Below are 12,578 nucleotides of genomic sequence, written 5' to 3' on the forward strand. Positions count from 1 at the left end.
GACGGGTACGACGTCGGTCATGCGGATCTCCCAGGATCGGAACCGGCGGGAACGGAGGTGAGGAACAGAGGTGAAGAACGGAGGTGAGGAGCGGAAAGGGCGGGCGGGAGCCGCCGGGGCACCCGCCCCGGCGCGCCCCGTGGGCAGGGGCACCCGCCTCAGCGCGCCCCGCGGGTCGTGCCCCCGCCGTCGAACCGGTCGCGCACCCGGTACAGCAGCAGTGCCGCGAGCACCGCGACGACCGCCGTGACGCCCTGTCCCGCCGCCGTGAACGGCGCGAGCGTCCCGTGGCCGCCGTCGGGCAGCCGCGCGTGGACGCGCGCCGACAGCAGCAGGACGAGCCAGCCGCCGCCGACCGCGGCGGGCCCGGTGACCGGGCCCAGCCGGGTGGACAGCGCGAGCCCGGTCGCGGTCAGCGCCAGCGCGGGCAGCAGCCAGGCCAGCGCGAGCAGCCCGTAGCCGGGCAGGGCGAGCGTCGCCAGGCCGTTGAGCACCAGCCCGGCGGCCAGCACGGCGACCGTGCGGATCATCAGCAGCCGGAACCCGTGCAGCGGCGCCACGACGGCCATCTCGTACGTCGGGTCGGCGAACGGGCCGAACGAGAGGGCCACCCCGGCCAGCGGCAGCAGCGGCGCGAGTCCCAGGAACAGGGTGGGCGTGTCCACCGTGCGGACGGCCAGCACGGTCGCCGTCAGCACGAACACCACCGCGCCGAGCCACGAACGCCGCAGCACCGGCGTCGCGGTGAGCAGCCGGGCGGTGTGGTCGGCCACGCCCAGGCGCACCAGCACCCTTTCGGACGGGCCGCGCCGCGGGGCGTCCAGTTCCGCGTCCAGCCGCGCCCAGCCCGCGTCCAGCGCGCCCGGCTCACCGGCCTCCGCCAGCAGGGTGCGGCAGTGCGCGCACGCCGCGAGATGGGTGTCGGCGGACCACAGCAGCGGCGGCGCCAGCTCACCGCGGGCGTACGCGCGCAGGTCCTCCTCGGCCACGTGCCAGGTCATGCCAGCGCCTCCCGCAGTTGCTTGCGGGCACGCATGGCCCGCGTCTTGACCGTGCCGGGCGGAATGCCGAGCAGGACGGCCGCCTCCCGGGTGGTGAGCCCGTCGACCACGGTGGCCTGGAGGACGGCGCGCAGTTCGGGCGAGAGCCGGGTCAGCGCCCCGGACAGGTCGCCGTGCTCCACCCCCGCGAGCACCCGTTCCTCCGCGGACGCCTCGTCGCGGTGCCGCAGCCGGGCCAGGGTCTGGCGCAGCCGGCCGCGGGCGCCGTCGCCGCGCAGCGCGTCGACGTGCCGCCGCGAGGCGATCCGCCACAGCCAGCCCGCGACGTCACCGTCCTCGCGGTAGCGGGCGGTCCCCCGCCACACCGCGAGGAACGTCTCCTGCACGACGTCGTCCACCAGCCCGGGATCGGCGCAGCGGCCCCGCATCCGCCCGGTCAGCCAGGGCGCGTACCGCCGGTACAGCTCCTCGAAGGCACGCCGGTCGGCGTCGGCCGCCACGGCCCGCAGCAGCTCCCCGTCGCTTCTCGTTGCGCTCACGTCCCCTCATCGCACGAGCACCGCCCGGCGGTTCACTCCCGGGCCGCCGATTTCTCCGGCCGGGCCCGCGCGGCGGCCCCGGTCCGTGCCCCGCCCCTCCCCACCCGCCCCCCACCTGCGTATCCTCCAGTCCCGGCACACGCGGCGTCCCGCGTACCGTGCCGCCGGGCGGCCCGTCGTGGGCCGTGCCGCCGGATGCCCGCGGACGCGGACCCTCCGGGGCCGCCTCCCGGTGTCCCGCACGTCATGTCTTCGTAACCATCGATTCAGACAGGCTTGCAACGCTCGGCAGATGAAGCCCGCCGTGCCAGAGCCTTCGCCGCCCCCCGAGGGGACCGCGGGGAACGGGGACGCCCTGTCCCCCTCCCGGCCTCGACCCGGTGAGGGGAGCCCCGCCGCCGTCGCAGCACTGACTCCCGCGCGTTCCGACGCGCCTGTCTCGCTGTTCACGCGGAAGAATGTGTCCATGAGCCAGTCAGACGCCAAGGCCCCGGTCCACGCGCAGCCCTCCGTGGGCTCCATAGCCGCCCACCGCCCCCACACCGTGGCGGCGGCGGTATCCGACCTGGAACCAGATCTCGACGCGGACCTCGACGTGTACGAGGAGTCGTCGGAGGACGGCTCCCAGCTGCCGCAGGGCCGGTTCCTGGACCGCGAACGGAGCTGGCTGGCGTTCAACGAGCGGGTGCTCGAACTCGCCGAGGACCCGAACACGCCGCTGCTGGAGCGGGCGAACTTCCTCGCCATCTTCGCCAGCAACCTGGACGAGTTCTTCATGGTCCGGGTGGCCGGGCTCAAGCGCCGCATCGCCACCGGCGTCGCCACCCGCTCCGCCTCCGGGCTCCAGCCCCGCGACGTGCTGGAGATGATCTGGGCCCGCTCGCGCGAGCTCATGGCCCGGCACGCCGCCTGCTACCACGAGGACGTCGCCCCCGCACTCGCGGAGGAGGGCATCCACCTGGTCCGCTGGAGCGAGCTGACCGAGAAGGAGCAGGCGCGCCTCTTCACGCTGTTCCGGCACCAGATCTTCCCGGTGCTGACGCCGCTGGCCGTCGACCCCGCGCACCCCTTCCCGTACATCTCCGGCCTGTCGCTGAACCTGGCCGTCGTGGTGCGCAACCCGGTCACCGGCCACCGTCACTTCGCCCGCGTGAAGGTGCCGCCGCTGCTCGCGCGCTTCCTGGAGGCGTCCCAGGGCCGCTACGTCCCCATCGAGGACGTCATCGGCGCGCACCTGGAGGAGCTGTTCCCGGGCATGGAGGTGCTGGAGCACCACGCGTTCCGGCTCACCCGCAACGAGGACCTGGAGGTCGAGGAGGACGACACCGAGAACCTGCTCCAGGCCCTGGAGAAGGAACTCATGCGGCGCCGCTTCGGGCCGCCGGTGCGGCTGGAGGTCGAGGAGTCCGTCGACCGCGACGTGCTGGACCTGCTGGTGCGCGAGCTGAAGATCGGCGAGGCGGAGGTCTACCCGCTGCCCGGCCCGCTCGACCTGACCGGCCTGTTCCGCATCGCGTCCCTGGACCGGCCGGAGCTGAAGTACCAGAAGTTCGTCGCCGGCACCCACCGCGACCTCGCGGAGGTGGAGTCGGCGTCCGCGCCCGACATCTTCGGCGCGCTGCGCAGCCGGGACGTGCTGCTGCACCACCCGTACGACTCCTTCTCCACGTCCGTGCAGGCGTTCCTGGAGCAGGCCGCGGCCGACCCGGACGTCCTCGCGATCAAGCAGACCCTGTACCGGACCTCGGGCGACTCCCCCATAGTCGACGCCCTCATCGACGCCGCCGAGTCCGGCAAGCAGGTCCTCGTCCTCGTGGAGATCAAGGCCCGCTTCGACGAGCACGCCAACATCAAGTGGGCGCGCAAGCTGGAGGAGGCCGGCTGCCACGTCGTCTACGGCCTCGTCGGCCTCAAGACGCACTGCAAGCTGTCGCTGGTCGTGCGTCAGGAGGGCGACACGCTGCGCCGCTACAGCCACGTCGGCACCGGCAACTACCACCCGAAGACGGCCCGCCTGTACGAGGACCTCGGCCTGCTCACCGCGGACCCGCAGGTCGGCGCGGACCTCTCCGACCTGTTCAACCGGCTCTCGGGCTACTCCCGCCGGGAGACGTACCGCCGGCTGCTCGTCGCCCCCAAGTCGCTGCGCGAGGGGCTGGTCTCGCGGATCAACAAGGAGGTCCAGCACCACCGTGCCGGACGCCCCGCGAGCGTGCGCATCAAGTGCAACTCGATGGTCGACGAGGCCGTCATCGACGCCCTGTACCGCGCGTCGCAGGCGGGCGTCCCGGTGGACGTGTTCGTGCGCGGCATCTGTGCCGTGCGGCCCGGGGTGGCCGGACTGTCGGAGAACATCCGCGTGCGGTCCGTGCTCGGCCGCTTCCTCGAACACTCGCGGGTGTTCATCTTCGGCAACGGCGGCGAACCCGAGGTGTGGATCGGCAGCGCCGACATGATGCACCGCAACCTCGACCGCCGGATCGAGGCACTGGTCCGGGTCACCGACCCGGGCCACCGGGCGGCCCTGAACCGGCTCATCGACACCGGGATGTCCGACACGACCGCGTCCTGGCACCTGGGCGCGGACGGCGAATGGATCCGGCACGCGACGGACGCCGAAGGCCAGCCCCTGCGCAACATCCAGGAGATGCTCATAGACGCCCGGAGGCGCCGGCGTGGCACAGCAACACCTTGACCCGACCGACCCGGCGGCGGGGCCGGTGGGCGCGGACGCCCTCGCGGGCTATCTGCGGGCACAGGCCACCGAGTTCCTGCGTGCGCTCCGGCTGCACCGGGAGACCGGCGGCGCGGTGAACGGCTCGCACGACACCGTCGACGCGGCGCGCGCCCTGCGCCGCTCCGCCCGCCGTGTCAGCGGCAGCCTGCACACCTTCCGCTCGCTGCTCGACCCGGGCTGGTCGGAGGAGATGCGGCCCGAACTGGCGTGGCTCTCGGGCACGTTGGCCCGCGAGCACGCCTACGAGGCCCGGCTGGAGCGGCTGCTCCTCGCGCTGCACCGGCTGTCCGGCACCGGCCCCGCGGCGCCCGTCGCCGACGTCCTGCCCGAGCGGGCAGGCGGCGGGCCGTCCGTTCCCGCGCAGGGCGGCCCGGACCGGGGCAACGTGACGGTGGGCGCCGCGAAGGCGGGCGCCCTGCTGGAACGGCAGCTCACGCTGGCCCGGACCCGCGCGCACTCGGCGGCGCTCCAGGCCCTCGGCTCGTCCCGCTTCCACGCGGTCGCGGACCGGGTGGCCTTACTCGCCAGCGAGGTTCCGCTGTCCCCCGCCGCGGCGAGCGCCGACCTGAGACCCGCCGCCGCGCTGGCCGAGGAACGGCTGACGGCCGCCGTGGCGGCGCTGCCGCTGGTCACCGCGGGGAGCCCGTACAACGCCGCGGCGCTGGTCGACGGCCTGTCGCCGGACCCCGCGCCGCACCCCCAGGACGCGCCCTGGCACCAGGTCCGGCTGCTGCTGCGGCTGCACCGGTACGCCCGCGAGATCCTGCACGGCGCCGCGGCGCCGCCCGACCCGCGGATGCCGGGGGCCGGCCTCGCGCTCGACCGGCACCGCGACGCCTCGGAGGCGGCTGCCGCCGCGGCGGCCGCCGCCCGTACGCCACGCATCGCGCCCGCCACCGCCTACGCGCTCGGCGTCCTCCACGCCGACCAGCGCCACGAGGTCGAGGCGGCCCGCTTCGCCTTCCAGCGCTCCTGGCAGAAACAGGCGGTGGGCACCCCGTGAGCGGGGGCGCCGCCGGGGTACTCCGTCCCCGCACGCGCCCCCGCTCCCGGCACGGTGACCGTCCGCGGCCCGCAGCACCCGCATCGCCGGCACCCCCACGTGACCGCGTACTGGAGAAAGCGGTGAACCACCGGTGACCCACCCCAAGCACACCGACACCCACGCCCACCGGCGCCACCCCCGCCGGGACGCCTCCGGACACGGCCCGGAGCACCACCGGGACGGCGACGGCACCGTCCGCGCGGCGGGCTGCCTGCTGTGGCGCCGTTCCCCGGCCGACGGCAGCCTTGAGCTGTGTCTGGTGCACCGGCCCAAGTACGACGACTGGTCCCACCCCAAGGGGAAGCTGAAGCGGGGCGAGAAGTGGCTGGCGGCCGCCCTGCGGGAGGTGGCCGAGGAGACGGGCCACACCTGCGCCCCGGGCACCGAGCTGCCGACCCTGCGGTACCTGGCGAACGGGCGCCCCAAGGAGGTCCGCTACTGGGCGGCCGAGGCGACCGGCGGCAATTTCGCGCCGAGCGACGAGGTCGACCGCGTGCTGTGGCTGAGCCCGGCCGCGGCCCGCGCCCGTCTCACCCAGCCGCGCGACCGCGCCCTCGTCCACGCCCTCCTGGACGCACTGCACCTGACGTGACCGCTCCGGGCCGCCCCCGCGCACCGGTCGCGGCCCCGTCGGCCCCCGTCGCCCTGCCCCCGTCGCCCTGCGCCCGTCGTTCGCCGCCCGCGGTCTCCCGGCCGCGGGCGGCGCCGTGTCCGCGGGTGCGCGCCCCCGCGCCGACGCCCCCGCGCCCCGTGCCCGCCGCCTCGTGCCCGCGCGCCCTCACCACCCGCCGCGCGCCCCCGTTTCCGCCTCGCACGGGACCTCCGGGCGCGCGTCCGCTGCCGGGATCACTCCGTGTCCTCGACGTAAGCGTTCCGTGACCTCACCGGGCCGCCCTCCAGGGTTCACCCCTCGTTCATTTACGGCCATCGGCGCCTTCACCTGATCTGCCTAATTTCGGCCTTACGCGGTGCGAGGGGCGAACAGGACACCAAAAACACGCCTCCGCATCACCAAGACTTCGCACGCCGCCGAAACAGGCCGGCGGCTCCTGGAAGGAACTCCCTCAGTGAAGCTTCAGCGCATGAACCGGCGGGCCCTCACCCTCGGTGCTCTCGCCGCGACCGGCGCCCTGGCCCTCACGGCGTGCGGCTCCGACGACACCGGCTCCTCCTCCACCCCGAGCAGCAGCACCAGCGCCGCCGCCGACAGCTCCGCGATCAAGTGCGACGACGCCTCGGGCCAGCTCCAGGCGTCCGGCTCCTCGGCGCAGAAGAACGCGATCGACGCCTGGGTCAAGCAGTACACGGCCTCCTGCAAGAGCGTCCAGATCAACTACAACCCGACCGGTTCGGGCGCCGGCGTCACCGCGTTCCTCGGTGGCCAGACCGCGTTCGCCGGTTCGGACTCGCCGCTCAAGCCCGAGGAGATCACCGCCTCGAAGAAGGTCTGCACCGACGGCCAGGCCATCGACCTGCCCATGGTCGGCGGCCCGATCGCGGTCGGCTTCAACGTCCCCGGTGTCGACAGCCTGACCCTGGACGCCTCCACGCTGGCGAAGATCTTCAACAACAAGATCACCAACTGGAACGACGCCGCGATCGCGAAGTTGAACCCCGACGCGAAGCTCCCCGACCTGAAGATCCAGGCGTTCCACCGCTCGGACGAGTCCGGCACCACGGACAACTTCACCAAGTACCTCAAGGCCGTCTCCCCGTCCGACTGGACCTACTCGGGCGGCAAGGCCTGGCAGGCCAAGGGCGGCCAGTCCGCCGAGGGCTCCTCCGGTCTGGCCCAGCAGGTCAAGCAGGTCTCGGGCTCCATCTCGTACTTCGAGCTCTCCTACGCCACGGACGGCATCAAGACCGCCGCCCTGAAGACCGGCGCCTCCACCCCGGCCGACGCCACCGTCGAGAACGCCACCAAGGCCATCTCGACCGCCAAGGTCACGGGCACCGGTTCCGACCTGGCCCTGGAGATGAACTACAAGCCCACCGAGGACGGCGCCTACCCGCTGACCCTGGTGACCTACGAGATCGCGTGCGACAAGGGCAACAAGTCGGACACCCTCGCCACCACGAAGTCCTTCCTCACCTACATCGCGTCCGAGGACGGCCAGAAGCTCCTGACCGACGCCAAGTACGCGCCGATCCCCGACGAGATCATCGCCAAGGTCCGTACCACCATCGACAGCCTGAGCTGATCTGAGCGTGCGGTCCGGTCCCCGCGCGGGGCCGGACCGCACCGTCCGGTGCACCGCCGCCTGGAGCCGCCCACCTAGGGCGGTTCCGCAGACCGGAGATTCCGATGGACATATCAACGCAGAACACCGAAGCACCTCCCCCGCCAACCCCGACCCCCGCCCCGGCGCACAAGCGCGCCGCCCGCGGCGCCACGCGCCCCGGAGACCGTGTCTTCCTCGGCCTCTCCCGCGGCTCGGGCATCTTCCTGCTCGTCGTGATGGGCGCCATCGCCGTCTTCCTCGCCTACCGCGCCTCGATCGCGATCAGCAAGGACCACGGCAACTTCCTCACCACCTTCGAGTGGAACACCAACATCACCCCGCCGGACTTCGGCATCGCGGTGCTGGCCTTCGGCACGGTCGTCTCGTCGATCATCGCCATGGCCCTCGCGGTCCCGGTCGCGGTGGGCATCGCGCTGTTCCTCACGCACTACGCGCCCCGCCGCCTCAGCGGTGTCATCGCGTACGTGATCGACCTGCTCGCCGCCGTGCCGTCGATCGTCTACGGCCTGTGGGGCGCCCTGATCCTCGTCCCGCACATGACCGGCCTGTTCGGCTGGCTGGACAAGTACTTCGGCTGGACCGGGATCTTCTCCTGGGAGGGCGGCGCGCCCCGCTCCATGCTGACGGTCGGCGTGCTCCTCGCGATCATGATCCTGCCGATCATCACGAACGTGAGCCGCGAGGTCTTCCGCCAGGTCCCGCAGATGCACGAGGAGGCGGCTCTCGCCCTCGGCGCCACGCGCTGGGAGGTCATCCGCATGGCGGTGCTGCCCTTCGGCCGCTCCGGCGTGATCTCCGCCTCGATGCTCGGCCTCGGCCGCGCGCTCGGCGAGACGATGGCCGTCGCCACCGTCCTGTCGCCGACCTTCGAGATCCACGCCAGCCTGCTCGACCCGGGCGGCGGCACCTTCGCCCAGAACATCGCCAGCAAGTTCGGCGAGGCGACCGACCAGGGCCGCGACGCGCTCATCGCCTCCGGTCTGGTCCTGTTCGTCATCACCCTGCTGGTCAACGGCGCGGCCCGCGCGATCATCGCCCGCCGCAAGGAGTACTCGGGGGCCAACGCATGAGCACCGCAGACGTCACCGACGAGCGCCCCCAGAGCACCCTGCGCGGCGCCTCCCTCCCGAAGTGGTCGCCCTGGGCGATCGCCGGCGGCTCGATCGTCGTCGCCGTCCTCGTCGGCCTCCTCGGCGGTCTCGGCAACAAGGTCACCTGGGGCCTGATCGCCGCCGTCCTCTTCGTCCTGGCCACGTACGTCGTCGCCGCCCGCGTCGAGGGCCGCCGCCAGGCCAAGGACCGCGTCGCCACCTCCATGGTGTGGGTCGCGTTCCTGCTCGCCGTGATCCCGCTGGCCTCGCTGGTGTGGACGACGCTCTCGCGCGGCGTGAAGGTCTTCAACGTCTACTTCCTGACGCACTCCATGGGCGTCGTCGCCGACACCGAACCGGGCGGCGGCATCTACCACGCCCTGCTCGGCACCCTGGAGCAGGTCGGCCTCGCCTGCCTGATCGCGGTGCCGGTGGGTGTCCTGACCGCCGTCTACCTGGTGGAGTACGGCCGGGGCAAGCTCTCCACGGTCATCACCTTCTTCGTCGACGTCATGACGGGCATCCCGTCGATCGTCGCCGGCCTTTTCGTCCTCAGCTTCTGGATCCTGATCCTCGACATGGGCTACTCCGGCTTCGCCGGCTCGCTGGCCCTGGCGATCCTGATGATGCCCGTCGTGGTCCGCTCCACGGAGGAGATGCTCAAGCTCGTCCCGAACGAGCTGCGCGAGGCCTCCCTCGCGCTCGGCATCCCCAAGTGGCGCACCATCCTCAAGGTGGTCCTCCCGACGTCCATCGGCGGCATCACCACGGGCATCATGCTCGCGGTGGCGCGCATCGCCGGCGAGACGGCGCCGATGCTGCTGCTGGTGTGGGGCACGAACTTCATCAACACGAACCCGTTCAAGGACCCGCAGGCGTCGCTGCCGCTGTACATCTACCAGCAGTACGCGAACAGCGCGGGCTCCGGTGCGGCGTACGACCGTGCCTGGGCGGCTGCCCTGACGCTCATCGCCTTCGTCATGATCCTCAACCTGGCGGCCCGCGGCATCGCCCGCTGGAAGGCCCCGAAGACCGGTCGCTGAGCAGTCGACCCGCGGCCACGGCCGCCCGGGACCTCGAAGCGACCCCCCACCGCGAAAGAAGTGAACCAGTCATGGCCAAGCGAATCGACGTCAGCGGTCTCACCGCTTACTACGGCTCCCACAAGGCGATCGAGGACATCTCGATGACCGTCGAGCCGCGCTCGGTGACGGCCTTCATCGGCCCGTCCGGCTGCGGCAAGTCGACGTTCCTGCGCACCCTGAACCGCATGCACGAGGTCACCACCGGTGGCCGCGTCGAGGGCAAGGTGCTGCTGGACGACGAGGACCTGTACGGCTCCGGCATCGACCCCGTGTCGGTGCGCCGCGAGGTCGGCATGGTCTTCCAGCGTCCGAACCCGTTCCCCACGATGTCGATCTTCGACAACGTGGCGGCGGGCCTCAAGCTGAACGGCAACTACAAGAAGTCCGAGCTCGGCGACATCGTCGAGAAGTCCCTCAAGGGCGCCAACCTCTGGAACGAGGTCAAGGACCGCCTGAACAAGCCGGGTTCGGGCCTGTCCGGCGGCCAGCAGCAGCGCCTGTGCATCGCGCGGGCCATCGCCGTCGAGCCGAACGTCCTGCTCATGGACGAGCCCTGCTCCGCGCTCGACCCGATCTCCACTCTCGCCATCGAGGACCTGATCGGCGAGCTGAAGGAGCGCTTCACGATCGTCATCGTGACGCACAACATGCAGCAGGCGGGCCGCGTCTCGGACCGCACCGCCTTCTTCAACCTCTCGGCGGTCGGCCAGCCCGGCCGGCTCATCGAGATCGACGACACCCAGCGCATCTTCTCCAACCCGTCGGTCCAGGCCACCGAGGACTACATCTCGGGCCGCTTCGGCTGACGGTCCCCCCGCCGGGTCCGCACGGACCCGACGGACACGGTCCCCTCGCGGTGCTGCATGGCGGTGCCACCGCGAGGACGAAGAGGGCCCGCCCCCGGCTCCCGGGGGCGGGCCCTTTCACCTGCCTGCTTCGTGTCCGCCCGCCCGCCGCCCGCCGTGGTGGCGGGCGGGACGGCGGCCGGCACCTAGAGGATCAGCAGCTTGACGATCCAGAACGCGACCGCCGCCACGATCGCCGCGGCCGGCATCGTGATGAACCAGCCGAGGACGATGTTCTTGGCGACACCCCAGCGCACCGCGTTCACGCGCTTCGTCGCACCGACGCCCATGATCGCGGAGGTGATGACGTGGGTGGTGGAGATCGGCGCCTTGAACAGGAACGCCGTCAGGAACATGATCGAGGCGCCCGTGGTCTCGGCGGCGAAGCCCTGCGGCGGGTCCAGCTCGATGATCTTCCGCCCGAGGGTGCGCATGATGCGCCAGCCGCCCGCGTACGTGCCGAGCGAGAGCATCAGCGCGCAGACGATCTTCACCCAGACCGGGATCGGGTCGCCGTAGGTCTCGGAACCGCCGATGACCAGGGCCATCACCACGACACCCATGGTCTTCTGCGCGTCCTGGAGACCGTGGCCGAGAGCCATCGCCGCGGCCGAGACCGTCTGAGCGATGCGGAAGCCCCGCTTCGCCTTGTGCGGGTTGGAGCGGCGGAACATCCAGAGGATCGCCGTCATCACCAGATAGCCGCCGATCAGACCCACGACCGGTGACAGGAACATCGGGATGACGACCTTGTCGAGGACCCCGTCCCAGTAGACCGTCGTCCCGCCCGCGAGCGCGGCGCCGACCAGGCCGCCGAACAGGGCGTGCGACGACGACGAGGGCAGCCCGAAGTACCAGGTGACGAGGTTCCAGGCGATCGCCCCGAACAGCGCGGCGAACAGGATGCCCATGCCCGTCGAGCCCTTGGGCGTGTCGATCAGGCCCTGACTGACCGTGTGGGCCACCCCGCTGCCGAGGAAGGCGCCCGCCAGGTTCATCACGGCTGCCATCGCCAGCGCGGCCCGCGGGGTCAGCGCCCGCGTGGAGACCGAGGTGGCGATGGCGTTCGCCGAGTCGTGAAAGCCGTTCGTGTACGTGAAGAAGAGCGCGACCGCGATGGTCACGATCATGGCGAAGGTGTCCATGAAGGGGTCAGGACTCCTTGACCGCGATGGTCTCCACCGTGTTGGCCACGTGCTCGAAGGCGTCCGCCGCCTCTTCCAGCGCGTCCACGATCTGCTTGAGCTTCAGCACCTCGATGGCGTCGTACTTGCCGTTGAAGAGGTGGGCGAGGAGCTTGCGGTGGATCTGGTCGGCCTGGTTCTCCAGGCGGTTGACCTCGATCCAGTACTCCGTCAGGTTGTCCATGGTGCGCAGGTTCGGCATGGCCTCCGCGGTGAGTTCCGCCGCTCGGGCCAGCACCTCGATCTGCTGCTCCACGCCCTTGGGGAGTTCCTCCACGTTGTAGAGGACGACCAGGTCGACGGCCTCTTCCATGAAGTCCATGATGTCGTCCAGGGTGGACGCGAGCGTGTAGATGTCCTCCCGGTCGAACGGCGTGATGAACGAGGAGTTCAGCTGGTGGAAGATCGCGTGCGTTGCGTCGTCACCGGCGTGTTCGGCGGCCCGCATACGCTCTGCGATCTCGGCCCGGGCGGATGCGTCCGCCCCGAGCAGTTCCATCAGGAGTTTCGAGCCCGTGACGATGTTGTCCGCGGATGCGGCGAACATGTCGTAGAAGCTCGTCTCCCTGGGGGTCAGACGAAAGCGCACGTGGGGTCCTCGGGGTCCTTCGGTCTCGGTCAGGCTGATGCTAGGCGCATCATCCGGCCACGGCTAACGGGCCGTCCTCCAGTGTCGCCCATCAGGCACAGTGGTCGACACGGGGGCACGGCGGTCGTCGGCCGGGAGCTCTGGCCAAAAGCCCTCTACCCGTCCGGGTCCCGTACCATATACCCGGTGGGGGTATGTACCCCGGGTCAGTTTCCACAG

Annotated in this window: 11 protein-coding genes; 7 read left to right on the forward strand and 4 right to left on the reverse strand. The window is 71.6% G+C overall.

Features of this window, described 5'->3' with window-relative positions; genetic code table 11:
• Positions 1 to 158: 158 nt before the first annotated feature.
• Together ACFZA0_RS13945 and ACFZA0_RS13950 are read right to left on the reverse strand one after the other, a co-directional pair.
• Positions 159 to 1,001, reverse strand: a complete 843-nt coding sequence (locus ACFZA0_RS13945) for a zf-HC2 domain-containing protein (protein ID WP_391015267.1) — start codon at positions 999 to 1,001, stop codon at positions 159 to 161.
• Entirely contained in the window at positions 998 to 1,540 is a 543-nt protein-coding gene (locus tag ACFZA0_RS13950) for a sigma-70 family RNA polymerase sigma factor (protein ID WP_391015270.1), read from the reverse strand. Before ACFZA0_RS13950 ends, ACFZA0_RS13945 begins: the two co-directional genes overlap by 4 nt.
• A 466-nt stretch (positions 1,541 to 2,006) precedes the next feature.
• On the opposite strand from ACFZA0_RS13950, the gene ACFZA0_RS13955 reads away from it, so the two are divergent.
• From ACFZA0_RS13955 to pstB, 7 genes are all read left to right on the forward strand, one after another.
• Positions 2,007 to 4,235 (forward strand): RNA degradosome polyphosphate kinase, encoded by a 2,229-nt coding sequence (locus tag ACFZA0_RS13955; RefSeq protein ID WP_391015273.1) that lies wholly within the window; start codon positions 2,007 to 2,009, stop codon positions 4,233 to 4,235.
• Positions 4,216 to 5,280 (forward strand): CHAD domain-containing protein, encoded by a 1,065-nt coding sequence (locus tag ACFZA0_RS13960; RefSeq protein WP_391015275.1) that lies wholly within the window; start codon positions 4,216 to 4,218, stop codon positions 5,278 to 5,280. The genes ACFZA0_RS13955 and ACFZA0_RS13960 overlap by 20 nt, the downstream gene beginning before the upstream one ends.
• Before the next feature lie 133 nt (positions 5,281 to 5,413).
• Positions 5,414 to 5,914, forward strand: coding sequence for an NUDIX domain-containing protein (locus ACFZA0_RS13965; protein ID WP_391015278.1), 501 nt, complete (start codon positions 5,414 to 5,416; stop codon positions 5,912 to 5,914).
• A 475-nt stretch (positions 5,915 to 6,389) separates the two neighbouring features.
• Positions 6,390 to 7,523 (forward strand): phosphate ABC transporter substrate-binding protein PstS, encoded by a 1,134-nt coding sequence (gene pstS, locus ACFZA0_RS13970; protein ID WP_391015281.1) that lies wholly within the window; start codon positions 6,390 to 6,392, stop codon positions 7,521 to 7,523.
• A gap of 104 nt (positions 7,524 to 7,627) precedes the next feature.
• Positions 7,628 to 8,635 carry a phosphate ABC transporter permease subunit PstC gene (gene pstC / locus ACFZA0_RS13975; protein WP_391015284.1) on the forward strand — a complete coding sequence of 336 codons (1,008 nt, stop codon included), beginning with the start codon at positions 7,628 to 7,630 and terminating at the stop codon, positions 8,633 to 8,635.
• Entirely contained in the window at positions 8,632 to 9,699 is a 1,068-nt protein-coding gene (pstA, locus tag ACFZA0_RS13980) for a phosphate ABC transporter permease PstA (RefSeq protein WP_391015286.1), read from the forward strand. Before pstC ends, pstA begins: the two co-directional genes overlap by 4 nt.
• Before the next feature lie 71 nt (positions 9,700 to 9,770).
• Positions 9,771 to 10,547: a phosphate ABC transporter ATP-binding protein PstB gene (gene pstB, locus ACFZA0_RS13985; RefSeq protein ID WP_391015289.1), complete on the forward strand. Its 777-nt coding sequence runs from the start codon at positions 9,771 to 9,773 to the stop codon at positions 10,545 to 10,547.
• 185 nt (positions 10,548 to 10,732) lie between these two features.
• Here pstB and ACFZA0_RS13990 read toward each other — a convergent pair whose 3' ends face one another.
• Both ACFZA0_RS13990 and ACFZA0_RS13995 read right to left on the reverse strand, forming a co-directional pair.
• Complete coding sequence (locus ACFZA0_RS13990; protein ID WP_391015292.1) at positions 10,733 to 11,731, reverse strand: inorganic phosphate transporter; 999 nt, start codon at positions 11,729 to 11,731, stop codon at positions 10,733 to 10,735.
• Between the two features lie 7 nt (positions 11,732 to 11,738).
• The gene (locus ACFZA0_RS13995) at positions 11,739 to 12,359 is read right to left on the reverse strand and encodes a DUF47 family protein (protein WP_391015295.1); all 621 of its coding nucleotides are present in this window, start codon (positions 12,357 to 12,359) and stop codon (positions 11,739 to 11,741) included.
• Between the last annotated feature and the right edge of the window lie 219 nt (positions 12,360 to 12,578).

The sequence above is a fragment of the Streptomyces sp. NPDC008150 genome (assembly GCF_042956945.1).
Taxonomy (GTDB): Bacteria; Actinomycetota; Actinomycetes; order Streptomycetales; family Streptomycetaceae; genus Streptomyces.